Source organism: Achromobacter sp. 46006 (genome assembly GCF_059761975.1).
The window spans coordinates 22,174-48,426 of record NZ_JCBANN010000032.1 but is presented as its reverse complement, the minus strand read 5'-3'; the positions used below and the strand labels follow the sequence as shown (position 1 = coordinate 48,426).

The following is a 26,253-nucleotide window of genomic DNA, read 5'->3' as shown; positions in this document are numbered from 1 at the left end:
CTTGGAATCAGTGCGCCGCCACCACCAGCACCTCGGCCGCGCCGCGGCTGACCGTGCGCATGCGATGCGGCAGTTCGGAATCGAAATAGAGGGAATCGCCGCTGTCCAGGCGGAACTCGCGTTCGCCAACCTGGACCTCGATGGCGCCCTTGAGCACCAGCAGGAATTCCTCGCCCGGATGCGGGAACACCGCGGTGGCGTCGGGAAACTCGCGCGGCGGATGGACGATGAACGGTTCCATCGCCTTGACCTTGCGGCGCCCGGCCAGCGATTCATAGTGGTATTCGCTACCCAGGCCACGGCGTTGCAGCACTTCGCGGTCGGCCACGCGCACCAGGCTGACGACCTCGTCCTGGGCGGCGCCATCCCCGCCCACCAGTTGCGACACACCCACGCCATAGGCCTCGGCCAGGCGCAGCACGGTGGAAATGGAGGGCTCGCTCAGGCCCCGCTCCAGCTTGGAGAGGTAGCTCTTGGTCAGGCCGGTGCGCTCGCCGAGCTGTTCCAGGGACAGGGACTGCTGGCGGCGCAACGCGCGCAGGCGGTGAGGCAGGTCGATCATGGGCAGGGATATCGCGGTAACGACCGATAAGGATGCCCGAAAGCCGGCCGGCCGTCGAGTCGGCCCGCCCCTGCCCCTTCGCGCGCCGCGACGCGGCGCCCCATGGCCGCGCCGCGCTACGCCTCCAGCAAGTCCGGATGCCGCCGCAGCGCCCGCCGCGCGTAATACGAAAAGCCCACCTGCGAGCGCTTGGGCGTCAGGATCCAGTCGTGCGCCTCGTGCCCCAGCGCCGGCGGAATCGGCTGGATCTTGCCCGCCGCCATCGCCAGCAGTTGCATGCGCGCGGCGCGCTCGAATTGCAGCGCCAGCACGCAGGCCTCTTCCACCGTGCCCGCGGCCACCAGCATGCCGTGGTGCGACAACAGGATGGCGCGCTTGTCGCCCAGCGCCGCCGAGATGATCTCGCCCTCCTCGTTGCCCACCGGCACGCCGGGCCAGTCCTTCAGGAAAGCCACATCGCCATACAGCGGACAATTGTCCATGTGCGAAACCTCCAGCGGCACCTCCAGCATCGACAGCGAGGCAGCGTGCAGCGGGTGCGTGTGGATGATGCAATTTACATCCGGCCGCGCCCGGTAGATCCACGAGTGGAAGCGGTTGGCCGGATTGGGCATGCCGCCGCCTTCCTGCACCCGCAGGTCCTCGTCCACCAGCAGCAGATTGCCGGCCGTGATCTCGTCGAACCCCAGCCCCAGCCGCTGCGTGTAGTAGCGGTTGGGTTCCGGCGCCCGTGCCGTGATCTGGCCCGCCAGGCCCGAATCGTGCCCGCCGTCGAACAGGATGCGGCAGGTCAGCGCGAGGCGCTCGCGCAACGTCCAGTCGGGCGTGTCGAACTGGCGCTGCATCTCGGCCTTGGCCCGCGCGATCAGTTCATCCTTGCCCAGGTGCATCGTATCGGCCATCTTTGACTCCTCGCTATGCCGTTTCCAACAACGGCGTAAAACCCGGCAGGGCGCGCATGCGGGCCAGCCAGGCGTTGATATGGGTGAAGGCGGACAGGTCGTAGCCGCCCTGCTCCGCCATGCTGGTGTAGGGATACAGCGCGATGTCGGCGATGCTGGGCGCCTCGCCCACCAGGAAGGCGCGCCCGGCCAGGTGTGCCTCCATCCACGCCGCCGCGCGCATGCCGGCGCGGCGCCATTCGACCATCGCCGGATCATCCACGCGCGCGGTGCCGCGCAGGTGGATCAGCAGCCGCGGCTGCGCAAAAGCATGCATGTGCTGGGTCTGCTCGAAGCTCAGCCAGCTAGCCACCTGCGCCTGTGCCAGCCGCCCGTCCGGCAGCCATGACGTGCCCCGGCCCAGGTACCACAGGATGGCCTGCGACTCGGCCAGCCACACGCCTTCCGGCGTGCGCAACGCGGGCACCTGGCGCCACGGGTTGATGCGGCCGAAGGCCTCGGTCTCCAGGTCGCCCTGCACGATGTCGAAGGTGCGGCGCGTAAGCGCCAGCCCCATGTAGCCGCAGGCCAGCCGGATCTTCCAGGCATTGCCCGAGCGCAGCGTATCGGCCAGTTCCAGCGGCTGCCCCGCCAGCGGATGGATCGCCATGCTCAATCCATCCTGATGTCGGCGCGCTTGACGATCTCGGCCCACTTCTTCTTTTCGGCCGCGATGAAGCGCTGGTATTCATCTGGCGCGCCCGTGTAGAGCTGCGTGCCCTGCGCCGCCAGGCGCGCCTTCAATTCGGGCGAGGCCAAGGTCTGGCGCAACGCCGCGTTGAGCTTTTCCAGCACCGCCGGCGGCGTGCCGGCGGGCGCGAAAAAGGCATTCCAGGAACTGATCTGCAGCCCCGCGTCGCCGGCCTCGCTCGCGGTCGGCACCTGCGGCGCCGACGGCAGGCGCTGGTCCGCCGCCACCGCCAGGGCCCGCAGCTTGCCCGAGCCCACGTGCGGCATGATCACCGGACTGGCATCCATCACCACGTCCACCTGGCCGCCGATGGCCGCATTGACCGCCTCGCTGCCGCTCTTGAACGGCACGTGCACGATGTCCACGCCCGCCGTCAGCTTCAGCAATTCCAGCCCCAGGTGCGGCGAGCTGGCCGTGCCGGCCGAACCGAAATTCAGCTTGGCCGGATACGCCTTGGCGTACGCCACGAAGTCGGCGAAATTCGCCGCCGGCAGATCGCCGCGCACCGCCAGCAGATAGGGCGAGCCCGACACCAACCCGACCGGCGCGAACTTGTCGGGGTCATAGCTGAGCTTGGCGTAGATCAGCGGATTGACCACCTGCGTGCCCACCGTGCCCATGAAAATCGTATGCCCGTCGGCCGGCGCCGTGGCCGCCACCTGCGCCGCGATCACGCCGCCCGCGCCCGGCCGGTTCTCCACCACCACGCTCTGGCCAAGCGCGTCGCCCATGCCCTTGCCCACCTGGCGCGCGACGATATCGGTAATGCCCCCGGCGCCGAACGGCACCACCAGCCGGATCGGATGATCCGGAAACGCGGCCTGCGCGCCGCTGCTTGCGGCCAGCGCCAGCGCGGCAGCCATGATCATGCGTTTCATAGGTTCCCCTTGTGTCCGCCGCTCAACCGCGGCTATGACACAAAGTGTCCTATAGAGCATTGATTTTCCGCAAGGGAAATGTGATCGGGGAAATCCCTGAGGGACGGGAAATTTGCGCAACAGCCTTAGGCCGCGGACTTTGGCCTCCCCATGCGCGCAGGGAGATGCAGGCAGCTCACGGCGCGCGGCTGTCGGCTGGGAATTGCAAAAGTGGGAAATGTCGTGTTTTGCATTGATGAAACGGAGGCGTTTGCTGCCAGAGGCAGCTTTCGGCCAGGAACGGTCCATGACCCGACTCGACCGCCCCCCCCTTACTGCTTCCCTTCCCCGCCACTCCCATCACTTCAGTTCCGGAAAGTCCACCACGGTGTCATTCGCACGATTGAACACGTTCGTGAACGTGATGACGGCGATGGCCAGAGCGATATCCACGACGGCCTCGTCCGGATAACCCGCCGCGCGCAAGGCCATGAATTGCTCGACGTCGAGGGTGCCTCGGCCTTCTTGAAGGTGCCGGACAAATTGGATCAGCGCATCGCGCTTTGCATCGCCGGTCGGCTGCAGCGCCCTGATGGCGCGCACGGTGTCCACGGGCAGGCCGGATGCCTTGCCCGCCAGGCTGTGTGCAGCGACGCAGTAGTCACAACCGGCAATCGCGCTCACCACCAACTTGATGGTTTCGCGGTCCTGCGCGGACAGGACACCTTGCGCCAGGACCGCGTCGGCGGACAACATCGCCTTAAGTGCGGGCGTATTCAAGGCGCCAATGGCCGCATAGGCATTGGGGACCATGCCCACCGCTTTGCGGATAGCCGCGAAAACGTCGGCGGTTTCGCCGGAGGCGCTGCCGGCGGCGGGAGCGTTGATACGGAAAGTCATTTTCCTGGTTCCTTTCAAAGTAGCTTTACTGGAATACGGACGCGGCGGATCCGCGGATATCGAGAATTCAAGCTCTACGCGCAATGGCGGCGTTCAGGCCCAAGGCGATCAGTTCCGCCATGGCCGCCACGACGCCAATTGCCCAGATGGCTCCGGCATCCAATACGGTTGCCCCCAGGGCGCTGCCGATTGAAAATCCGAAATACATGGTGGAGGTGTTAAGCGCTAGCGCAACGGGCGCTTGCGACGGGACGCCCGCGCCGATAAGCCTTGCCATTTGCGCGGGGAAGAATGACCAGACCGTGAAGCCCCACACAGCCACGGCGATCATGACCAGACCCAACGAAGCTCCCGGTGGCAGCGCCGTCGCAACGGCCAAAGCCAGGAACGACAAAGCCAACAGCATGAGCGACCCGCGCACCACCGTGCCAGCCCCGAAGCGATCGTTGAGAATCCCTCCGGTCAAGACCCCCGCCGCTGCACAAAACCCCCAGAGCGAGACAGACGCGGTGATCTCCAATGGGCCGAAGGACAACACGGCGCTCAGATACTCGGCGATATATGGGTAGGCAGCAAAGGCGCCGACTGACCAGAACAGGCTGACCGCCAGCAGGCGCAACACGGAACGCTGCGCCACCACCGAGACACGCTCGCGAAAACTGGCCACCGCGATGCCCCGCCCCGCGTCACGGTCGATACCAGTCAAAATGCCTGCAACGGCCACCAGGGACATCGCGCCGACCAGCAGAAAGGTTGCCCGCCAGCCGAAGGCGTGGCCGATCAGTCCGCCAAGCGGCAGGCCTAGTGCGATGGCCAATGTCTGCCCCCCGCTAACAATGGCAAGTGCACGCCCCCGCATCGTGGGCGGGACGATGACGCCGGCCAGGCCATTGGCGGCGGGCACATATAGCCCCGCCGCAATGGCCATCAGCACGCGCGCGGCGATCAGCACGGTGAACGACGAAGACAGCGCGGCCACGACATTGCCAATGGCGAACAGGACCATCGCGATCAGCAGCACTTGCTTGCGGGCCATGCGGCCGGTCGCCACGGTGGTCACCGGCGACGACAATGCCAGCACCAGCGTGAACACGATCACCAACAGCGCTATGGTGGGCACGGACAGCGCAAAGTCCTTCGCCATGACCGGCAACAGGGGCGCGATCATGAAGCCTTCGGTGCCAATGGCGAACGTTCCCAAGGCCAGGAATCCCGCCGGCAGCAACACCGTGCGCGAATCGTCGGCAAGCGTTGCGGTCATGACGCAACTCTCCTAAAAATGCAGCCTGTGCGGGCACGAGCCCGCCTGTCAGGCGTCTTAGACGGGGATGGGATTGGCAGCGATTTCCGTGTTGAAGCCGTCAATCAGCGCATGTTCACCGATGCCGGGGTTGTCGCGCAGGGCACGAATCGCCTCAACAAATACTTCAGGTGCATCGGTTGCCAACCCCTTCATCGTTTCGGCGATAAAGGCATCAAGCGGCATGGCGCGAGGATCACCGCTCTTTTTGATCAGATCGGTGTCGACCCACGGAGGCGCGATTTCCTGGACGGACACGCTGGTGCCTTTGAGCATGAAGCGTTGCGACAAGGCATACGAGTGCAGCGCCGCCTTCGAGGCGGAATAGACGGCATTGGTGGCGATCGGCACGTAGGCCAGGACCGAAGTGTTGTGAATGATCGTCGCGCGCGGCTGCGACTTAAGGTGTTCGATCAGCGCGGAGGTCAGCCGGATCGGGCCAAGCAGGTTCGTGTCGAGAATCTGGCGCGACACGGCATCATCGATCCAGCCCGACGGATCGTCGAAAGGCATGATCCCCGCATTGTTGATCAGTACATTTAGCGTCGGGTAGTCGCGGATCAGTTGCGCGGCAACGCGGTCGATGTCGGCGGCATCCGAGATGTCCAGGGCGACGCCCTCAATCCCCGGATGGGCGGCGGCCACGTCATCCAGCAGGGCCTGACGGCGCCCGGCGATGATGACCTTGTTACCCAGAGAATGAAACTGCTCGGCAAGCGCGCGGCCAATGCCCGAGGTGCCGCCCGTGATGAAGATTGTGTTGCCCGTCATCTGCATGATTTGTCCTTGTGTTGCGCCTGGATGGCGCCTTCGATGGACGTACTATGCGCGGGTCGGGCGAAGTCTCAAATGCCATAGATCCAGCAAAAACGGACACAGGTGCTACGCAGGCCGCCCCTGGCCGGTCAGGCGGCGTCGCGGTCTTGCATCGACACCAGGCTCCGCTTCACGCTGGCCGGGGGCTGGCCAAGGTTGCGCAGGAAGGCGCGCCGCATTCGGTCACGGTCAGCAAAACCCGTGTCACGCGCCACGATTTCCAAAGGGTGACGGCCGTCTTCCAACATGACTCGCGCAGCCTCCAAGCGCAGCATTTCCACGGCCTTGGCCGGAGACCGCCCGGTTTCTTCGCGAAATACCCGGCTGAACTGACGCGGTGACAGGTTGGCAGCTTCGGCAAGCTCTTCGACAGACAAGGGATTGCGCAGGTTTTCACGAGCGTAGGCCAGCGCGCGCTTTACCCGGTCGGAGCGAGGTTCCAGCGAAAGCATCGCCGAAAATTGCGATTGCCCGCCATGGCGACGATGGTAGACGACAAGCCTACGAGCCAATGACCGGGAAAGCGCAGACCCATGATCTTCCTCGATCAGTGCAAGCGTCAGGTCGATGGCCGACGACATTCCCGCCGACGTCCAGATGTTGCCGTCGCGGACGAAAATGCGGTCCTCTTCGACCCTGACCTTCGGAAAGCGCATCCGAAGCGCCTGTGCATGCGCCCAGTGCGTGGTGGCGGTTCGGCCATCAAGCAAACCGGCGTGCGCCAGCACAAAAGCACCTGTGCATACCCCAGCCACCCGGCGGGCTTGTTCCCCCGCACAGGCGAGATACGCACGCAGCCCAGGCGAAATATCCTGGGGCGCCAATTGGCCGGCAACCATCAGCGTATCCGGGATGACGCCCAGCGGCATCGTTTCGATACCTGCGTTCATCGATGACCTGATCGTACCGCCCTTTTCGGAGAGCACCGTCAACCGATAGCCCATTTCGCCGAGCTCAGTATTGGCGAACTCGAAGGCAGATAGCGCCGCCAAAGCCATAAGCTGGAAGCCATCTTCCAGGATCAAACCAACGTGCCGCATCATGCTTCCCCTTCAGGCAATGGAGGATCAGATTAATCCGGCACGGGGAAGGCATCCACGCTTTCGACCAAAATCAACCCACTTTGTTGCGTTATTTCGACGCGGACAACAACCCTTCGTTATTCCTGTTTGCAGCAATCTCGCAGCAGGGCGTAGAGTCCCGCCACGCCAAAAGCCGCCATACCCAAGCCAACGCTGACGAACAGCCCAGTCTGGGTAGTGGCGATCAGCCCCCCACCCAACGCCACAACCGTGCGCGCCAAAGCGCCTGCCAAAGGTACGGCCATCTTTCCGGTACCTTGCGCGGCACAGTACTGGGTGAAGCCAAGGCCGAAGAAGCCAAAGAAGGGGCCAACCTGGCGCAGATAAACGCTTCCCGTCGCCACACTTTGGGGGTCCGTCAAAAACGCGCCGAGCCATAACTCGGGCCATATCGCAACCACCAGCCCAATAGTCTCGGCAACGGCGAAGCCCAGACAGGCTGCGAGCAAGGCGGCGCGGCGGGCGCGATCGATCCTGCCTGCCGCCGCATTGGTGCCGATCAGGATCGCGGCAGGCCCCCCGATGCCGAAACTGAGCGGCACCAACAAGAATTCCAATCGCGCAGCCGCGCCGTACCCGGCCACGGCCGCCAGACCGTACGCCCCAACGTAGCCGGTAACGATGGCGATGGTGAGATTGGTACTTGTCGCAATGACGGCCGACACGCCGCCGACCTGGAGAATTTCATTGAATAGCCGACGTTGCAACCGCACCGGTCTGGCAGCCGGCTGCAGTACCCCTTGGCCACGCCAAAGATATATCGCGAAAATCAGGCTACCAACGGCGTAATACAAAACCATTGCCAGCGCGCCGCCTGTCACGCCCAGCCCCTGAAAGCCTGCCGCACCAAAGATCAGCAGCCACGATACCGGTATCAGCATGACGCCGCCGCCGCACACCACCCGCATCGGCAAGCGCACATTGCCACTGCCCCGGATGACTGCCAGAAGCGCATTGAACAGCCATATCAACGGGGCGCCGCCAAAGACGACGGCGGCATAGCGGTCTGCATGCCGAAGCGCTTCGCCGCTAGCCCCCATGGCACTGAAAGCCTCGGAGCCAAAAGCCAAGACGAGCCCTGCGGTGACAAGCCCAAACGCCACCGCAATGGCGACGGCATGCCAGACCAGCGCGTTGGCTTGCATGCGGTCATTGCGCCCCAGCGCCCGCGCAACCGCGCCGAGCATTCCCCCACCCACCGCGCCGGTCGCAAGCGCCGTCGTCAACGCCAGCAATGGAAACACAACCGACACGCCAGCAAGTACCTCTTCACCGAGCTGGGAAAGAAACCACACCTCCATCAACCCAACAAACGTTTGGCTGAGCATCACCATCAGTGTCGGGCCGGCAAGCGACAGCATCACGGGCAAGATCGGCGCGGTCAGCAGGCGCTCGGTCTGGACGTCACGGCTGCGGGAATCGGTCTGCGCGGTCATTACGGCACTCGAAGACGGTTCTGGGCGAGCGCAGAATAGGCCAATGTCGCGTTAGCGGGAATGTCGAATACACGGCAATTCCAGCCATGCTTATTGTCAGATGCGAAACAATGGTGTCGGGCTGAACTAACCCGCCCACATCTGACTCATGCGCCCACGCCCCGAAGCGTCTTCAGTTTCAAGCCATGTACAGTAACAGCTTGCCTTCGGCAATCCAATGGCCATTGGAACTAGTCATTTTCCGGATGAGCCACACGCCTGCGGCGCACGCCCCGGGGGAGCCCCCCGGGGCGGCCAAGGGCAGGCTTGCGCGCAGGAACGCGCGACGTTGATTGGACTTCATGTTGTCTCCAGCCAGGGATGTAGAGTTCATCCGCAGCGCACACCGCGCTCTCAAGGTTGCGGGTGCCGACTGCGAATGGCGCGGACGTTCTGTCGCGTCCTCGCAAGCACTCTATCTTTGCGGCTTCAAGGCGGTCCAATATCGATTTCGACCAACAGTTATATGTCCGGCTAAGCCATGTTGCGCAGATCGGCGCGCTGATCGATGCGCCAAAGATCCGCCAGCTTTTCCTTTGCCGCCGCGGCCCCCAGGCATGGGGTTGCAAGCTCGAGGAACTTTGACTCGAGCTCGGCGTCGCTGAGCGGATCTTCCGGATCGCCCTTGCGGTTCGCCTGGAAGTGCACCCGCCGTTCTCCGGAGGTGAGTCCAATCTCGATCCGAGCGGAACGATTCGCCGGAAACGCGGCGTCGATATCGGGGTCCGCATGCACGTCGATACGGTCGATCAGCGCGCCGAGCACAGGGTCGTGGACACGTTCATCGTCATAGGCGTTCAAGCGGACGCTGCCGTGAACCAAGGCGTGCGCCACGACATAGCGCAGGCTGAAGCGTGCTTCGTTGGAGCTTGCGGGCTTGCCATAGCAAGCGATGTCCAACGCGGGACGATAGGTGTAGACATGGATCCGGCTGGCGTCCCGAATGTTGAAGTCCGCGCCCTCGCGCAGCGCGAGCGCGGCATCGATGGCCGCGAATGTATGGCCGCAACCCACATGATTCTTGAATGTCAGCCGAGTAATGTGAAAGTCCTTGCCCAAGGTGTCACCCACGCCATCCCAGGAGGGACCATCGCTCATGGCCTGGCCCAGCCCCCCTTTTCCGTCCAGCATGTCCCAAGCCCCCGTCAGCCCCCGCCATGCGGCCTTCGAGGCGAGCACGCCGGCTTCTGCCGCCCGCGCAGCATGCAGGGGTTTTGACATGGAGTCGGTGCGAAAGGCTTGCTGCAAACCGGCCGAAAAGGTGGCGGCGGTGCCAAGGGCATGGGCAAATTGCGCTTGGTTCAAACCATAGGCGGAACCGGCCGCAGCGGCCGCGCCAAACGCGCCCACCGTACCGGTGCTATGCCAGTACTGATAATGCGCACGGCCCAGCACCAAGCCGATGCGGGTGGACACTTCGTAGCCCGTGACGATGGCCTGCAAAAGCCGCTCCCCGCTCAGACCCTGTTCCTGGCAGGCCGCTAGCGCCGCGGCGATGGTTGCGGCCCCAGGGTGGTACATCGCGTCCCGATAGCTGTCGTCCAGTTCGGCGGCATGCGCGGCCGCCCCGTTGACAAGGGCAGCCGAGCGCGCCGTCGCCTGGCCCCCCGCAACCAGATCGGCCGCGTCGCAGGCGGGCTCGTCCAGCAGCAACGAACGCAGTATTCCCACCGCGGGGTCGGATGCGCCGGGATAGGCCGCGGCATACCAGTCGATCAGGGCGCGCTTGGCGTGTCGGCAGACCTCCGCGGGCAGAGGCTCCTGTTGAATCTTGTCGGCAAATGCGCTCAGGACTTCTATGGCATGCATGCGGCAGCTTCCACGTGACTTTCGGTTTTCCCAAAGGTGTCTGGCTATCTAGCCAGCCCCGCCGAGTCTAGGCCCGCCAGCGAAGCCGCCGCAACGAGGAAATTCCATCTAATGGAATTAGGTATTAGCCGATGCGACAAGCGCGGGAGACAGGCGCTAGCGCTTGCCGCCCAACAGACTCAGAACGTGAGGCAGGAGTGGCAAGGTATTGGCCGGATTCCACACTGCCGAGTACTCCGCTTCGACTTCCAAGCCATCGATGTCCTTGAACACCACGCCCGGGACACCCGCGCGGGCGAATGAGCGCGGCACGAGCGATACGCCGCGCCCCATGGCAACCAGGCTCACGACCGACACGAAGTGCTTGGCGTAGTGCAGGATCCTCGGGCTGAACCCGGACTGCATGCAGGCGGCGATCGTCAGGTCATGAAAACTTGGTCCGCTCTGCCGGGGAATTGCGACGAAGGCGTCTTCGGCCAACTCTTGCAGTTTGACGCGCCGGCGCCGAGCCAGCCGGTGCCCTTCGTCCAGCGCGATCACCAGGCCCACGCGTCCCACCGGTATCGACTTCATGTCGCCCACGCCCTGAGAAACCTGGGCAAAGCCGATATCGATGCGGTCCTGCTCCAAGGCTTGAAGCTGCTCCGAAGATCCCATTTCCTCCCACACGCTTTCCAGGCCGGGCAGATCGCGCTCCAAGCCCAGCACCACTTCCCGGATATCCATGAACAGCACCGCCGCCACGAAGCCTATGCGCAGCCGGCCCGCATCGCCCCGCTCGGCGCGCTGCACCGTGCGAATGGAAAGCTCGGTCTGCGCCAGCAGCCTGCGCGCCTCCTGCACCAGCGCCGTGCCGGCCACCGTCAGCTTGACGCTGCGCTTGTTGCGGTCAAAGAGGGTGACGCCAAGCCGTTCTTCCAATTGCTGGATCGCCTTGGTCAACGGCGGCTGGGAGATGAACAGGCGCGCGGCGGCGCGCCCGTAGTGGAGTTCTTCGGCAAGCGCAAGAAACATGCGCATCGACTTCAAATCCATGGCGCGGAACGTCAGATATGGGAAAGCGTGGATGGGACAGCCGGATGCGGTAATTCCGAAAAGGAATTACTGACATCCGAAAAACGTATTGGACGGCTATTACACAGAATAAGCAGAATCGCCCCCTAGAACAAGATTCATATCGGAGACTTTCATGCGCAGCCCCTATTTTCGATGGTTTGCCGCGGTCGGCGCTTGCGTGCTGGCCGCGGTCAGCGGGGCGGCGCAAGCCGACTATCCCGACCGTCCCATCCGCCTGATCGTGACGTTCGTCCCGGGCGGCGGCGCCGACCTGCTGGCAAGATACCTGGGCCAGGCCCTGACGGCAGAGCTCAAGCAGACGGTCGTAGTAGAGAACCGGCCTGGCGCCGGCGGCATGATCGGCGTGGAGGCAGGCCGCAACGCGCCTGCGGACGGCTACACGCTGACCCTGATTTCCTCCAGCTACACGGTCAACCCCAGCCTGTACCGGATGACCTTCGACCCGGTCGCCGACATCACGCCGATCGTCCAGGTGTCGCGCGGCCCCTTGCTGGTGGTGGCCAACCCGGGCTTCGCCCCCAATACCGTGCCCGAGCTGATCGACTACGCCAAGAAGCATCCCGGCGCCGTCAACTACGCATCGTCCGGCCAGGGCAGCGTCATCCATCTGGCCAATGAAATGTTCAACCGCAAGGCGGGCGTCCAGATGACGCACATCCCGTACAAGGGCGGCGGCAATGCGCAAAATGATTTGATGGCCGGTCAGGTGCAACTCTATTTCGCGGCCACCGCCAGCGCGCTGCCGCACGTCGCCGCCGGCAAGATGAAGGCGCTGGCCGTCACCACCGCAAGCCGCATTGCGGCCTTGCCCAATGTGCCGACGATTGCCGAGTCCGGCCTGCCTGGCTATGACGCCACGCTCTGGTACGGGCTGATCGGTCCCAAAAACCTGCCCGCCCCCATCGTTGAAAAGCTCAATGCCGCCGTCAATCGCGCATTGCTGACGCCTGAAGCGCGGGAAAAGCTGTTGGCCGATGGCGCCGAACCGGCAGGCGGCACGCCCGCCGAATTCACCACCACGATCCGCAACGAGATTGCCCAATGGGGCAAGGTGGTTCAGGACCTGGGCATCAAGCCCGAATAATCCAGGAGCAAGCATGGCACGCGTCAGCCCCCCGCAGGTTCAGCACATGTCCGCGGAACAGAAACGCATTTACGACATCATCGCCTCGGGCCCGCGCGGCCGCGTGCGCGGCCCGCTGGCGGTGTGGCTGCACCGGCCATCGATGGCCGAGCCCGCGCAGGCGCTGGGCCAGTTCTGCCGCTACGACAGCTCCCTGCCGCCTCGCCTGTCCGAACTCGGCATTCTCGTGCTCGCGCGCTGGTGGGGCTCGGAATTCGAATGGTGGGCGCATAAGGCTATCGCGCTCAAGGCGGGGGTTTCAGAGGCGGTCATCGACGCGTTGCGCGATGACCGGCCCATCCCGTTCGCAGAACCCGACGAGGCATTGGTCCATGAGTTCCTGACGCAACTGCATGAGACTCGCCGCGTGTCCGATGACGTCTATGCACGCGCCGAAGCCATGTTTGGCCAGCACGGCGTCATCGACCTGGTGGCGCTGGCCGGCTACTACACCCTGATTTCGATGACGCTGAATGTCTTCCAGATAGACCCGCCCGAGGGCGAGCCACACGAGCTGAAAGCCGCCGACAGCGTCACTCCTTAACACTGCATGTCATCAATGGATAGAGCGAAGATCATGAGCAAGAGGCTGGAAGGAAAAGTTGCGATCGTCACGGGTGCGGGCTGCGTCGGCCCCGGTTGGGGCAACGGACGCGCGGTGGCGGTGCGTTTTGCGCAGGAAGGCGCCAAGGTGTTCGCGGTGGACAAAAGCGCGGAAGCCATGGCGGAAACGTTGCTGCGAGCCAAGGATGCAGGCGGAGACATCACCGCCTGGACGGGTGACGCAACGGTCGGCGCCGACGTCCGGGCCATGGCGCAGGCATGCGTCGAACGCTATGGCCGCGTCGACATCCTGGTCAACAACGTCGGCGGGTCGCGCCGCGGCGGGCCGGTAGACCTGTCCGAAGCGGACTGGGATGCGCAGATGGACTTCAACCTGAAGAGCGTGTTCCTGGCCTGCAAACACGTCATCCCCATCATGCAAGGCCAAGGCGGCGGGGCCATCGTGAACACCGCGTCCACGTCCGGCATCCGCTGGACGGGAGCGGCGCAGGTTGGCTACGCCGCCGCCAAGGCCGGCATCATCCAACTGTCTCGGGTCGTCGCCGTCGAATACGCCAAGCACAACATCCGCGTGAACACCGTCGTTCCCGGCCAGATGCACACCCCCATGGTCGAAGCGCGGCTGGCCGGACAGCGCGCGGGCGGCAACGTGGACGCCCTGCTGGCCGAGCGCCAGGCCCGCATTCCCCTGGGCTTCATGGGAGACGGCACCGACACCGCGAACGCGGCGCTGTTCCTGGCATCGGACGAAGCCCGGTTCGTTACGGGCACCGAGATCATCGTCGACGGCGGCATGAGCGTGCGCTGCGACTGACTTCACCCACTGAAAAGAGAGAGGCGCGCAAAGCGCCTCCCAGGAGACATCATGAATGATTCAACGCGGCGCTTCTCGTTCAAGCGCAGGCATGTCCTGAACACCCTGGCCTGCGCGGCGCTGGTGGCGTTCGGCGGTACACCCGCGCTGGCGGGCGCCTATCCCGAAAAGCCTGTCCGGTTGATCGTCGCCTTCTCGCCGGGCGGCCCCACGGACGTGCTGGCGCGCCTGGTCGCCAAGCGCCTGGGCGACGAGCTGGGCCAGCAGGTCGTGGTCGAGAACAAGCCCGGCGCGGGCGGCAACATCGCCGCCGAAATGGTTGCCAATGCGCCCGCCGATGGCTACACGTTGCTCTACAACAGTTCGTCCATTGCGATATCGCCCGCACTGTTCGCCAACGAGAAGCTCGACCCGGGGAAGATCTTCACCCCCGTCGCCTCCGTGGCGAACGTGCCCCTGGTGCTGATCGTCAACCCCGAAGTCCGCGCCAGCACGGCGGTCGAATTCGTCAAGTTGCTCAAGGAAAAGCCCGGCACGCTGAACATGGGGTCGTCCGGTAATGGCACTATCGACCATCTGACCAGCATTCTTTTCGCCCGCCAGACCGCAACCGACTTCGCCCACGTGCCTTACAAGGGCAATGCCGCGGCGCTTCCCGACCTGTTATCGGGCCGCATCGACTTCATGATGTCCGGCAGCCTGAATGCTTTCCTGCCCTACGTGAAGGAAGGCAAGTTGAAGGCGCTGGCCGTCACGACGGCAAAGCGGGTATCGGTACTGCCGGCGGTTCCCACCCTGGCCGAGACCGTCGCCCCCGGCTTCGACTCCGGCACCTGGCAAGGCATTGTTGGCCCCGCCGGCATGCCCGCCGATGTGACCGCCAGGCTGAACCAGGCCGTCAACGACGCCATCAAGGACCCCACCCTCAAGGCCAGCCTGGATGCCCAGGGCGCCGAAGTCACACCCGGCACGCCCGCCCGGTATGGCGACTTGATCAGGTCGGAATACCGGCGCTGGAGCGCCATCATCAAAGAGACCGGTGCCACCTCAAACTGAATCGAGCCCACCCATGCCCATGGCCCGTGAACGCTGGGATTGCCATACGCATATCTTCGGCCCCTGGAACGAATACCCGCTTGCCGAGCAGCCCACCTATGTCCCCGACGAAGCCCCCTTCCAGGCGCTGAAAGCCTTGCATGCCAAGGCCGGCATCACGCGCGGCGTCATCGTCCAGGCCACCCCTTATGGCGACGACCACCGCGCTCTGCTGGCCGCGCTGTCAGCCAGCCAGGGCGCGTATCGCGGCATTGCCGTCATTACGGAAAACACGCCCGAGGAAAGCTTGTCGCAAATGCACCAGCACGGCGTGCGCGGCATTCGCCTGGGGATGATGAAGCACTTGGCCGGCAAGCCGGACGTCTCGCGAATGGGCGAGCTGCTCGCGCGTATCAAGCCTTATGGCTGGCATGCGTTGGTGCATGCGGAGCTGGACGATGTACTTGCGACCGTGCCTGCCCTGCTTCGGTATGACGTCCCGCTCATCATCGACCACATGGCCCGCGCGCCCGTGGCGCGCCCGCATGAATGGCAGCCGCTGCTGGACCTGCTGCATCATCCCAGCCTCTGGATCAAGGTCTCGGGAGCCGACCGCGTAACGCAGGGCGCGAACGGCTTCCAGGCCGCGCTCCCGCTGATGTCGGCGCTGATCCAGGGCGCGCCCAGCCGGGCCCTCTGGGGCAGTGATTGGCCGCACGTCAACATCCGCTACCCCCAGCCGCGCTTGCCCGACCTGCTCGCGCTGTTGCCGCGCGCCTGCGGCGACGATGCGGCCACGCTTGATGCCGTGCTGCACCACAACCCCCGCCGGCTGTACTCCTAGGCCCATCTTTTTCTTCTTGCGGAGGCCCTATGTGGGAACCCTCTCAGCGCTACCCCGACCCAGCCATTCGAACGCTGGCGCCCCAGTTTGAGAAATACCATCTGCTGTCCGCCGCCGTGGAACGCCTGGCGACGGGCTGCCGCTGGGCCGAAGGCCCTGTATGGTTTGGCGATGGCCGCTATCTGCTGTGGAGCGATGTGCCGAACGACCGCATCCTGCGCTGGGACGAGGTCAGTAACTCGGTCCACGCATTCCGCACACCGTCCAACCATGCCAACGGCAACACGCGCGACCGCCAAGGCCGGCTGGTCACATGCGAGCACCGCAGCCGCCGCGTGACCCGCACCGAGCACGATGGACGCATCACCGTGCTGGCCGACAGCCACGCGGGCCGGCGGCTCAACTCACCGAACGATGTCGTGGTCAAGTCAGATGGCTCCATCTGGTTCACCGACCCGCCCTTCGGCATCGTCGGCTACTACCAGGGCGAACCGGCACGCCAGGAACTGCCCGCGAACATCTATCGGATCGACGGCGTGTCAGGAGAGCTCACCGTTGTCGCCGAGGGAGTGAACGGCCCCAACGGGCTGGCGTTCTCGCCCGATGAAAAGTTGCTGTATGTCATAGAGTCGCGCGCGCGTCCGCGCAACATCCTGGTGTTCCAGGTTCAGGACGACGGCGCCTCGTTGTCGCGGCCGGAAGTGCTGCTGAACGCCGGTTCCGGAACGCCCGACGGCTTTCGCGTCGATGTCGACGGCAACCTTTGGTGCGGTTGGGGAATGGGCACCGAAGAACTCGACGGCGTGCGCATCTTCTCGCCCGAGGGCGAAGCCATCGGCCACATCGCCCTGCCCGAACGCTGCGCCAATCTGTGCTTTGGCGGCACGCACCGCAATCGCCTGTTCATGGCGTCATGCACATCCATTTACTCGCTATATGTCAACACCCAAGGAGCGCACGGCGGTTGAACCGGCGGCCGCAAGGAGACCAATCACCATGAAACATAGAATTCTCGACACCATTCTGGGCGGCGCCCTGGCGGCCGCATTCGCGCTTTCCAGCGTCAGCATCGCCGCGCAGCCTACGCGCCTGGTAGTGGCTTTCCCCCCCGGCGGTCCGGCCGATTCCCTGGCGCGCATTCTGGCCAAGGAGCTTGAAGCAGAACTCAAAACCGCCGTCATCGTTGAAAACAAGCCGGGGGCAAACGGAGCCATCGCCGCCAACTATGTGATGCGCAGCCCCGCGGATGGCAGCGTGCTGTTCCTGAGTTCGGCGGGCGCCATCGCGATCAACCCGTCTTTGTATCCCAGCTTGTCCTACAAGCCCGCCGAAGACTTCACGCCGATCGCGCTGGTGGTGCATACGCCCGAAGTGCTGGTGGTGTCTCCCAGGACTCCGATCAAGACCGCCTCGGACTATGTCGCCGCCGCGGCCAAACGCAGCGAACCCGCTACCCTGGCTTCGTCGGGCGTGGGCAGCATGCCTCACATGACCATCGAGCTATTCAAGAACCAGACGAAGGTCGACTTCCTGCATGTCGCCTACAAGGGCGCCGCGCCGGCCATCGCCGACACCATCGGCGGTCACGTCGAGGCATTTTTCGGAGACGTTTCGGGCCTGATGCCATTCATCAAGGATGGACAGCTCGTGGCGCTTGGCGTCGCGGCGCCCGCGCGGCTGAAATCCCTGCCCGACGTGCCCACGCTGGCGGAGCAGGGCATCCCGAACGTGGAAGCGAGCAACTGGTACGGCGTGTTTGCGCCCAAGGGCGTTTCGGCCGATGTCGTGGCCAGGCTGAACGGCGCCGTGCGCAGCAGCCTGAAGGCCAACGCGCTGATCGCCAACCTGGCCAGCCTGGGAGTGGAACCCAGCTCCTCGTCGCCCGAAGAATTCCGCGATCTGGTGCAAAAAGACACCGCCAAATGGGCGGCGGTCATCAAGGCAGGCAACGTCAAAGCCGAATAAGGCCATCCCGCAAGCCAACATGCAGCGCGCCCCGATCGGGGCGCGCTTTGTATTGCGGCGATAGGCCGGGCCTTCAAGGGTTGTCGGTAATTCCCGCGTCCTTGATGATCTTGCTCCAGCGGGCTTCTTCCTGCTTCACGTATTCCCCCAGCGCGTCGGGCGTTCCCACCGTGGCGACCAGGCCTTCCAGCTCCAGCGCCTTTTTGAATTCGGGTTCGTTCGACGCCTTCTTGATTGCCGTGTTCAACTGGTCGATGACCGCCTTGGGGGTGCCTTGCGGCACGAACACGCCGTACCAGCTATCGACGAAGTACCCCGGCTCGCCGGATTCCGCCACCGTGGGAACGCCCGGATAGGCGGGCGAGCGATCCTTGGTCGTCACCGCCAATGCGCGCAATTGCCCACTCTTTACGTGGCCGCTGACGCTGGCCGAGGTGGAGAAGATCATGTCGATCTGCCCGCCCATCAGGTCATTGATCCCGGGGCCCGCGCCCTTGTACGGTACAAGCAGGATGTCGATCTTGCCCAGGCTCTTGAACAATTCCCCCGCCAAGTGCGCAGACGTGCCATTGCCGTACGATCCGAACGTCAACTTGCCCGGATTGGCCCGCGCATACGTGAGAATATCCTGCACGCTCTTGAAGCGGGATTTGGGTGACACCACCAATACGTTGGGAGACTTCCCGATCATCGCCACCGGCGCAAACGCCTTGTCCGTGTCATAGGGCAGCTTCTTGTGTATGGCCGGGTTGACCGCGTGTGCAAAGGTCGACATCAACATGGTGTAGCCGTCGGCCGGGCTCTTTGCGACGTTCTCGGTGCCGATGATCGTGCTGCCGCCCGGACGATTCTCAACCACCACCGACTGGCCCAATTCCTCCGTCAGTCCCTTGGCCAATTGACGCGCGACAATATCGGTACCGCCGCCGGGGGTGAACGGCACCACGATCCGCAATGGGCGATCCGGGAAGGCAGCCCATGCCTGTGGCGCGGCCAGCACCCCCGCCGTCAACAGGATGGCGCCAAACGCCTTGATGCGTCGCGTCGTGACCTGGCTATTTTTCATGATTTGTCTCCTGATATTTCCTGCGCCTGTCTGAGTGCGGCGCATGAGAAAAGTGTAGGAGCGGCAAACTCGTATGCCACCCCACGAATTCCACCTGTTGGAACTAGGCTGGCGTACCCCGCAAGACGGCGATGCCGTCGGCCGCGCACACCCCCTGCCCCAAAGGCCGGACAAACAGCGGATTGATCTCGGCTTCCAGCAACTGATCCCGCAAAGCCTCGGCCATGCGCGAGAACGCCAGCACGGCCTGGACAAGCGCGGGCACGTCCGCGCGCCCCCGTCCGCGATATCCATCCAGCAGAGGCCACGTCTTCAGGCGCCGCAAGGCCGCTTCGACCTGATCCGCCCCCAACGCCGAACCATCCTCCGGCAACAGCAGCAAGGTCGTGTCGCGGACCAGTTCGGCCACCACGCCGCCCATGCCCAACAGAATGGCCGTGCCCAATGGATCCCTGTACAAGCCGACGATCACCTCCGCCGCGCCGGACACCATTTCCTGGACCAGATATGCCTCGGGCCCACTACCGGTATGCCGCCGCACATCGGCTGCCATTTGCCGCAGCCGCTGGGCGACATCCTGCGGGGCGATATTGACGGCAACGCCGCCGACATCGCTTTTGTGCGTGATTTCGCCGGACAAGAGCTTAAGCACCACGCGCGGCCCCAGCTTCCGGGCCGCCTCGATCGCCTCGGCTTCGGTGCGCACCGTGATCTCCCTGACGCCCGGGATGCCAAAGCGCGCGAACAACGCCTTGGCCCGGGCTTCGTCGAGCGAACCGTGTTCTTCGCAGATCATCGGCGCCCGCGCCGCGGTTCGCGGATGCTCCGCCACCGCATCCATGCCGCGCGCGTGCACTTGCCACATCGCCGACAAGGCCGCGCTGACGCTCTCCGGCGCGTGGAACGCGGGGATGCCGTAGCGGCTGAGCATCTCCGCCGCGTCGGGGGCATGCGGGCTGATATAGGCCAACAGGGGCTTGCCGCTCAACGCGAGCGAGTCCCTGAGCGCGTTGGCCATCAGTTCCGGCTGTGCCACGGCGGATGAGCCCACGATCACGACGAGCGCATCGTAATCACCGCTCTGCAGCACGATGCGGATTGCGCTGCGCAGCAGGTCCGGCTGCAAGCCGGCCAGGGTCACGTCGATCGGATTCCGGTCCAAGGCCGCGTGGTCGCCCTTTTGCAGCGCTCGCAGCGCTTCGCCCGTGCGGGCATCCGGGGCAGGCAGCGAGAAGCCCGCGACGCCCAGGCAGTCCGCGACCAGCGTGCCCGCCCCGCCCGTCGATGTCAGGATCGCCACCCGGCGGCCGCCGAGCTTGCGTTCGCTGGCCAAGGCGGCCGGAATATCCAGCAGATCCGAGAACGTCTGCGCGCGAATGATGCCGACCGCCTCGAACAGGGCGTCATACATGCCGTCAGCGCCCGCCAACGCTCCTGTATGCGACGCGGCGGCTTGCGCCCCGGACTCCGACCGTCCGATCTTGAAGGCCACGATAGGTTTGCCAGCGAGCGCGGCCTTGCGAGCGGCCGCGCGGAATGTCCTGGGGTTGCGGATGGTCTCCACATACAGCGCGATCACGCGCGTCGCGGGATCGTCCGCCAACGCCTCAACGAAGTCCGCCAGGTCCAGGTCGACCTCGTTGCTGGTGGAGATCAGCTTGGAAAAGCCGATGCCGCGCGCCGCGGCGCGCGACAGCAACGCGCCCAGGATGCCGCCGCTCTGCGACACCAACCCGATCGCGCCGCTGTGCAGTTGATCCACCGCCAGCGCGCCGCTGGCGGACAAGGTGATGCGATCGGTCAGGTTGACCAGCCCGATCGTGTTCGGCCCGAGGATCCGCATGCTGCCCGCCGCTTCGCGCAACTCGCGCTGACGCCGAGCGCCGTCTTCGCCCGTCTCGGAATAGCCGCTGGCCAGTACGATGGCCGCGCCCGTGCCAATGGCGGCCAGATCACGGATGGCCTGTTGGGTACGATCGGCCCCAAGCAGCACGATCGCCACGTCCGGCGCCTCAGGCAAGGATCGCACGTCGGGATAGCAACGCAAGCCGTCAATCTCGGAAACCTTGGGGTTGACAGGGTAGACCCGGCCCTGGAATCCATGCTTGCGCAAGTAACCCACCGGCCGGCCCGACGTCTTGGCCGGATCGGCGGAGGCCCCCACGACGGCCACGCTTTCGGGTTGCAGCAACCTCGCAAGACTGCTCATTTTGCGTCTCCCTTGGCCCCGGCCGTCCTGGCCTGGGCCATATTCGCCAGAAACGCGGTCACGGAGTCGCGATGCTCGGTGCTGGTGTAGCAGATTCCCTGGGCCTGGCTACCCATCGCGAACACCTGGTCCGCGGTCAGTTCGGAACTCTGATCCAGAATCGACTTGCTCAGGGCCAGCGCGGTGGCGGACCCTTGCGCCAGTTCCGCGGCCCACGCCTGCGCCGCCCGCAGTTCGTCGCCGGCAGGGACCAGGCGGTCGGCGATGCCCAGCGTGAGCGCTTCATCGGCCGCGACCTTGCGGCCGGAGTAGATCAGATCCTTGGCGCGCGCAAGACCGACCCGGCGCGGCAGGAAGTACATGCCGCCGCCGTCCGGGATCAACCCCCGGGCGATGTAGCTCCAGGTGAAGGTCGCGCTCTCGGACGCGACGATGAAATCGCAGCTCAGTGCGGTGTCCGCGCCCAGTCCGGCGGCCGCGCCATTGACTGCCGCAATCGTCGGCTTCGGCATGCGGAACAACAGGCTGACCGCATGGTGCACGCGTTGTTGGCGGGACCAACCATTGAACGCCACCTCGCCCGAGGGCGCATCCATGCGGCGCTGCATGCCCGAGATATCCCCGCCCGCGCAAAACCCCTTCCCTGCGCCGGTCAGCACCAGCGCCTTGATGGCACGATCCTGGGAAACGGATTCCAGTGCATGGATCAGCTCGGCACGCATCGGGTCGCTGATCGCGTTGCGCTTCTCCGGGCGATTCAACGTCAGCGTTGCCACGCCCTGATCCGTTTGAAGTTTGATGAATTCATAGTCCGCCATCTCTAAGCTCCGTCGTATCTGAAGTCCAGCGGCTCCTGTAGCAGGGTTTTTCTTAGCTGGCACTCACGACACGGTAGGCGTTACAGTGGCAAAAAACACTGCCCTATTTCCACAGAATGGAATTACATGCCACCCTCTGCGAAGCCCGCGCCCAGCCCTGACGCCCGTCACCGGTTCGATGGCGTCAGCCAAAACCGATCGCTGGAACGCGGTCTGGAGATATTGCGCGCGTTTCGCCCCGGCACCGATTTGCTGGGCAATGGCGAACTGGCGGAACGCACGCAGTTGTCGGCGGCGACGGTCAGCCGGCTTACGCAGACATTGGTGACCAGCGGTTTCCTGGAGCATGATCGCGCCGCGCGCGCGTACCGGCTTGCGGTGCCTGTGTTGAGCCTTGGGCACGCGATGCGCAGCGCCTCGCCGGTGCTCAAGGCGGCCACACCGCTGATGCAGGCCTTGTCTTTCAAGCTCAAGGTCAACGTCGGGCTGGCCGCGCCCGACCGCGCCGAGATGATCTATCTGGAGTCCTTCCGGTACAACCGCAAGGCTTCCTTGCGCACCATCGTCGCGGGGCAACGTGTCCCGATTGAACTGACATCGCTGGGACGTGCCTACCTGGCCACGTTGAACGCGGCGGTCCGCGATGCGCTGATAGGCACGATCAAGCGCGGTTACCGTAGCGCCACCTGGAAGCCCATCGGGCTCGGCATCGACAGCGCAATCGCCACGGTCCTGGCCCACGATTATTGCGTCGCTTCCTGGCAGCCCGGCGTAGTCGCGTTGTCCACGCCGCTGATCCTTCCTGGCGGGCGCACCTTGGCGCTGAATCTCAGCCTGGCAACCGACGAGCCTTCCGCGCCGACCGCCCGACGATATGCGGACGATCTGTTGGCGTTGAAGGACCGAATCATCCAGCAGATCGCCCGGCGCGAAGATATCCGCTGAGCCACGATCCCAACCCGCGGCGTTCAACGAGGGACGCCTTATTGGTTCTTTCAGCGCGTCCGAACTGAGCGGGAAAAATGGAGCAACTCGAGCGCCGTCGACAGCAACGCGCCGTCCCTCCCGTGCGGGACATGAGCGGGTGGTGCACAGGCGCTTGACAATCCTTGACTGTTGAATCCTGGCGATACATTGCGACACACTGTACTCTTTGGACACAGATTGTGTCGGTCGGGCATGCCACGCACCCAAGCGCGCGAAGGACTTGCCCTATACGGCCCAGCGGCGGGGCCGCAACCGCACGGTTGCGAGTCAGGCGCCAGCCGAATCCGGACATTGCCGTGCCGCATTCGGTGTACCAAAGGGCAGGCAAGCATACCGTGTGCAAGCGTGAAACCCGGGCATGGCCTGGGCAAATACCTATGAAAACCCCGTGGCGCATGCCGTAGCCATCGCGTGTGGTCCACATCAACTTTGGGAGGCATGTCGTGGTCAACAAGAGTTGCAATCATGCGGGACTGGCGAAGTGGATGATCCTGGCCGCATCCGCGGCCAGCTTGCCAAATCCGGCCTGTGCCCAGTCAGTCTCCAGCACCGGACAGGTGCTGCCCGGGCCGGTCGTATCGCCAGACTGGACGGTAGGGGGAGATCTGACCGTCGGAGACTCCGCCGCTGGCACGTTGACCATCAGCGATGGCGGATCGGTGCGCAACGACTGGGCTTTCATCGGCAATCTCAATGGCGGCGCGGGCACGCTGACCGTGACAGGCCGTGACGGCAGCGGGACGGCGTCCAACTGGACCAGCCTGGGCCCCGTCTATATCGGGGTCGATGCGGGCAGCACCGGCACACTGCGGCTGTTGAACGGCGGCGTGGCGCAAAGCGCATCGGCCGCCATCGGCTCGAATGCCGGCAGCGTCGGGTTGGTCTCCGTGTCCGGGCCGGGGTCCACCTGGAACCTCACCACGACCAGCGCGTTCGAGATCGGCACGGGCGGCGAAGGGACACTGCAGATCGACAATGGCGGCGCCGTGCATAGCGGCCAGGCGATCATCGGCTGGAACGCCGGCGGCGAAGGCCACGTTACCGTATCGGGCCCCGGCTCGGTCTGGGACCCCTTGAACAATATCTACGTCGGCCTGGACGGAACCGGGGAACTGCTGGTCCGGGATGGCGCCAGCGTCAGCACCGAGGGATCGACCCAGCCCGGCGCCGCGGCAACGGTCTACATCGGCAGGGGTGTGACCGGCGTCGGCACGGTCACCGTGTCGAGCGCGACCGGCGACACCTCGACACTCTCGGCCACCGACCGCATCGAGATCGGCTCGGCGGGCACGGGAACGCTCACGATCGACAAGGGCGGGCTGGCCATCGCGGCCAGCGATACCTGGGTGGCTATCGACAGCACCGCCACCGGCACGCTGAACCTGAACGGCGATGCCAGCGGCCGGGGCGTGCTGGAGACCGGCTCGCTCGTCAAAGGCGCCGGCAACGTCACCGTCAATCTGGACGGCGGCATCCTGCGCGCCAACCGGGACGAGGGCAATTTCCTGAGGGGCTTCGCCACGCAGTCGGTGGGCGGCGGCGGCGCCTGGTTCGATACCAACGGCCACGAGGTGGGCGTGGTTACCGCATTCTCGGGCACGTCCAGCTTCAACAAGCTTGGCGCCGGCATACTGACCTTGTCGGGCGACAGCGCGGCGTTCACCGGCAACGCCAACGTACGGGCCGGCACGCTGCAGGTCGATGGCGTCCTCGGCGGGCCGGTGGATGTGCTCGCCGGCGCGCGCCTGACCGGAACCGGACGCGTCGGAGCAACGACCAACCAGGGTACCATCGCGCCGGGCCCGCGCAGCGGGTTCGGCACCCTGACGATCGCCGGCGACTATGCCGCGCAGGGTGGCGGCCTGGAAATCCGCACGCGGCTGGGCGGCGATGGCTCGCCGACAGACAAGCTGGTGATCACAGGCGCCAGCGCGGGCGCCACGCCGGTCACGGTGCAGAACATCGGCGGCACCGGGGCGCAGACCCAGCAGGGCATACAGGTCGTGCAGGTCAACGGCGTCTCCACGGGCCAATTCAATCTTGCCAACGGCGACTACGTGTTCGACGGACAGCCGGCGCTGGTGGCCGGGGCCTATGGCTATTTGCTGCAGCAGGACCCGGCCGACGGGAACTGGTATCTGCGATCGTCCCCGACCGCTCCCGGCACATCGCAGCCCGGCGGCGGTTCCCCGGCCACCCAAGGTCCGTTGTACCAGCCCGGCGTGCCGGTGTACGAAGCCTACGCCAACACACTGATGCAACTGAGCAAGCTGCCCACGCTGCGCCAGCGGGTCGGCGATCGTCTCTACGATCCGCAGGGCGCCGGACACAGCGGGGTGTGGGCACGCATGGAAGGCTCGACCAGCCGGCTCGATCCGTCCGTTTCCACCACCGGACAGCGGCAGGATATCGACGACTGGCAGATGCAAATCGGGGTGGACCGCATCCTGGCCGGGCAACAGGATGGTTCGCGCCTGGTGGGCGGGCTGGCCCTGCACTACGGCACGTCGGACACCCGCGTGTCGTCGATGTACGGCAACGGCTCCATCGACACCACTCGCTACGGCCTGATGCCCACGCTGACCTGGTATGGCAGCGACGGCACCTATGTCGACGCCCAGGCGCAGGCGACCTGGTTCGACAGCGACCTGAAATCCCGGCTGGCGGGCAAGCTGAAGGACGGCGGCAAGGCGCAAAGCTATGGGTTCGGCATCGAAGCCGGCAAGGCGTTCGGATTGCGCGACGGGCTGGCCCTGGTGCCGCAGGCGCAGGTGACGTATGTCTCGACGCGCTTCGACCGCTTCAGCGATAGATTCGGCGCGCGCGTCGAAAGCGACAAGGGCAACAGCCTGCTGGGCCGCTTGGGCATCGCGCTGGACTACAGGGGCGATGGGCAGGCGGCGGGCGTGGACAGCCGTTCTAGTGTCTATGGCGTGGTGAACCTGAAACACGAGTTCCTGGACGGTACGCGGATACAGGTGGCGGATGTGCCTGTCGTCAGCCGCATGTCGCGCACCTGGGGCAATCTCGGCGTGGGCGCCAACTACACCTGGGGCAGCCGCTATGCCGTCTATGGGCAGGTCGACGCGGATGCGGACTTCTCCGGCAGCTACGCCGTCACGGGCACCGTGGGCTTGCGCATGATGTTCTAGGAACGCTGCCGGACCCGGACGATGGGCCGGGGCGAGGACTGCGCGGGCGGCGTGCCGGCCCCCGCCGGCCACGCGCCATCGGGGCTCGCAACAGCCCGTGCCAGTGCGCGGTGTTCACACAGTGTTCACTGGAGTTCATTTTTTCGAACCGCGCCGCGCACAGGGA

The 26,253-nt window shown here is 65.0% G+C and carries 23 protein-coding genes; 9 read left to right on the top strand and 14 right to left on the bottom strand.

All coding sequences use genetic code 11. The features are described from left to right. Positions 1-7: 7 nt before the first annotated feature. The 11 genes from AC6LKG_RS16320 to AC6LKG_RS16270 form a co-directional block, all read right to left on the bottom strand. Positions 8-562 carry a helix-turn-helix domain-containing protein gene (locus AC6LKG_RS16320; protein WP_498165892.1) on the bottom strand — a complete coding sequence of 185 codons (555 nt, stop codon included), beginning with the start codon at positions 560-562 and terminating at the stop codon, positions 8-10. A 116-nt stretch (positions 563-678) separates the two neighbouring features. Further along, on the bottom strand, positions 679-1,464 hold the full coding sequence (locus AC6LKG_RS16315) for an aldolase (RefSeq protein WP_498165890.1): 786 nt from the start codon (positions 1,462-1,464) through the stop codon (positions 679-681). Between the two features lie 13 nt (positions 1,465-1,477). Then, positions 1,478-2,113, bottom strand: a complete 636-nt coding sequence (locus AC6LKG_RS16310; protein ID WP_498165887.1) for a glutathione S-transferase family protein — start codon at positions 2,111-2,113, stop codon at positions 1,478-1,480. 2 nt (positions 2,114-2,115) lie between these two features. Then, positions 2,116-3,072, bottom strand: coding sequence for a Bug family tripartite tricarboxylate transporter substrate binding protein (locus AC6LKG_RS16305; protein ID WP_498165884.1), 957 nt, complete (start codon positions 3,070-3,072; stop codon positions 2,116-2,118). Between the two features lie 339 nt (positions 3,073-3,411). After that, the gene (locus tag AC6LKG_RS16300; RefSeq protein WP_498165882.1) at positions 3,412-3,951 is read right to left on the bottom strand and encodes a carboxymuconolactone decarboxylase family protein; all 540 of its coding nucleotides are present in this window, start codon (positions 3,949-3,951) and stop codon (positions 3,412-3,414) included. A gap of 67 nt (positions 3,952-4,018) precedes the next feature. Next, entirely contained in the window at positions 4,019-5,212 is a 1,194-nt protein-coding gene (locus AC6LKG_RS16295) for an MFS transporter (RefSeq protein WP_498165880.1), read from the bottom strand. A gap of 57 nt (positions 5,213-5,269) precedes the next feature. Continuing rightward, positions 5,270-6,028: an SDR family oxidoreductase gene (locus tag AC6LKG_RS16290; protein ID WP_498165878.1), complete on the bottom strand. Its 759-nt coding sequence runs from the start codon at positions 6,026-6,028 to the stop codon at positions 5,270-5,272. Between the two features lie 128 nt (positions 6,029-6,156). Next, a complete protein-coding gene (locus AC6LKG_RS16285) occupies positions 6,157-7,107 on the bottom strand; it encodes a GlxA family transcriptional regulator (protein WP_498165911.1) in 951 nt (316 codons plus the stop codon). Positions 7,108-7,226: 119 nt separating this feature from the next. Then, positions 7,227-8,585 (bottom strand): MATE family efflux transporter, encoded by a 1,359-nt coding sequence (locus AC6LKG_RS16280; RefSeq protein WP_498165876.1) that lies wholly within the window; start codon positions 8,583-8,585, stop codon positions 7,227-7,229. A gap of 513 nt (positions 8,586-9,098) precedes the next feature. Next, positions 9,099-10,433 carry an MmgE/PrpD family protein gene (locus AC6LKG_RS16275; RefSeq protein WP_498165873.1) on the bottom strand — a complete coding sequence of 445 codons (1,335 nt, stop codon included), beginning with the start codon at positions 10,431-10,433 and terminating at the stop codon, positions 9,099-9,101. Between the two features lie 156 nt (positions 10,434-10,589). Continuing rightward, positions 10,590-11,468 (bottom strand): LysR substrate-binding domain-containing protein, encoded by an 879-nt coding sequence (locus AC6LKG_RS16270; protein ID WP_498165870.1) that lies wholly within the window; start codon positions 11,466-11,468, stop codon positions 10,590-10,592. Positions 11,469-11,622: 154 nt separating this feature from the next. On the opposite strand from AC6LKG_RS16270, the gene AC6LKG_RS16265 reads away from it, so the two are divergent. From AC6LKG_RS16265 to AC6LKG_RS16235, 7 genes are read left to right on the top strand one after another with little or no spacing between them, the layout of a single operon-like run. Then, a complete protein-coding gene (locus AC6LKG_RS16265; protein WP_498165867.1) occupies positions 11,623-12,594 on the top strand; it encodes a tripartite tricarboxylate transporter substrate binding protein in 972 nt (323 codons plus the stop codon). 13 nt (positions 12,595-12,607) lie between these two features. Next, positions 12,608-13,177, top strand: coding sequence for a carboxymuconolactone decarboxylase family protein (locus AC6LKG_RS16260; RefSeq protein ID WP_498165864.1), 570 nt, complete (start codon positions 12,608-12,610; stop codon positions 13,175-13,177). A gap of 33 nt (positions 13,178-13,210) precedes the next feature. Then, complete coding sequence (locus AC6LKG_RS16255; RefSeq protein WP_498165861.1) at positions 13,211-14,011, top strand: SDR family NAD(P)-dependent oxidoreductase; 801 nt, start codon at positions 13,211-13,213, stop codon at positions 14,009-14,011. A 51-nt stretch (positions 14,012-14,062) separates the two neighbouring features. Beyond that, the gene (locus tag AC6LKG_RS16250; RefSeq protein WP_498165858.1) at positions 14,063-15,067 is read left to right on the top strand and encodes a Bug family tripartite tricarboxylate transporter substrate binding protein; all 1,005 of its coding nucleotides are present in this window, start codon (positions 14,063-14,065) and stop codon (positions 15,065-15,067) included. 13 nt (positions 15,068-15,080) lie between these two features. Beyond that, complete coding sequence (locus AC6LKG_RS16245; RefSeq protein ID WP_498165856.1) at positions 15,081-15,890, top strand: amidohydrolase family protein; 810 nt, start codon at positions 15,081-15,083, stop codon at positions 15,888-15,890. A gap of 29 nt (positions 15,891-15,919) precedes the next feature. After that, positions 15,920-16,858 carry an SMP-30/gluconolactonase/LRE family protein gene (locus tag AC6LKG_RS16240; RefSeq protein ID WP_498165854.1) on the top strand — a complete coding sequence of 313 codons (939 nt, stop codon included), beginning with the start codon at positions 15,920-15,922 and terminating at the stop codon, positions 16,856-16,858. A 28-nt stretch (positions 16,859-16,886) separates the two neighbouring features. Further along, positions 16,887-17,855 (top strand): Bug family tripartite tricarboxylate transporter substrate binding protein, encoded by a 969-nt coding sequence (locus tag AC6LKG_RS16235; RefSeq protein WP_498165852.1) that lies wholly within the window; start codon positions 16,887-16,889, stop codon positions 17,853-17,855. A gap of 73 nt (positions 17,856-17,928) precedes the next feature. Here AC6LKG_RS16235 and AC6LKG_RS16230 read toward each other — a convergent pair whose 3' ends face one another. The 3 genes from AC6LKG_RS16230 to AC6LKG_RS16220 form a co-directional block, all read right to left on the bottom strand. Beyond that, positions 17,929-18,921, bottom strand: coding sequence for a Bug family tripartite tricarboxylate transporter substrate binding protein (locus AC6LKG_RS16230; protein WP_498165850.1), 993 nt, complete (start codon positions 18,919-18,921; stop codon positions 17,929-17,931). A gap of 103 nt (positions 18,922-19,024) precedes the next feature. Further along, positions 19,025-21,130: an acetate--CoA ligase family protein gene (locus AC6LKG_RS16225; protein WP_498165847.1), complete on the bottom strand. Its 2,106-nt coding sequence runs from the start codon at positions 21,128-21,130 to the stop codon at positions 19,025-19,027. Further along, positions 21,127-21,948, bottom strand: a complete 822-nt coding sequence (locus tag AC6LKG_RS16220; protein ID WP_498165844.1) for an enoyl-CoA hydratase/isomerase family protein — start codon at positions 21,946-21,948, stop codon at positions 21,127-21,129. Before AC6LKG_RS16220 ends, AC6LKG_RS16225 begins: the two co-directional genes overlap by 4 nt. 126 nt (positions 21,949-22,074) lie before the next feature. On the opposite strand from AC6LKG_RS16220, the gene AC6LKG_RS16215 reads away from it, so the two are divergent. Both AC6LKG_RS16215 and AC6LKG_RS16210 read left to right on the top strand, forming a co-directional pair. Continuing rightward, complete coding sequence (locus AC6LKG_RS16215; RefSeq protein ID WP_498165841.1) at positions 22,075-22,893, top strand: IclR family transcriptional regulator; 819 nt, start codon at positions 22,075-22,077, stop codon at positions 22,891-22,893. Positions 22,894-23,378: 485 nt separating this feature from the next. Beyond that, a complete protein-coding gene (locus tag AC6LKG_RS16210; RefSeq protein WP_498165838.1) occupies positions 23,379-26,087 on the top strand; it encodes an autotransporter family protein in 2,709 nt (902 codons plus the stop codon). Positions 26,088-26,253: the final 166 nt, after the last annotated feature.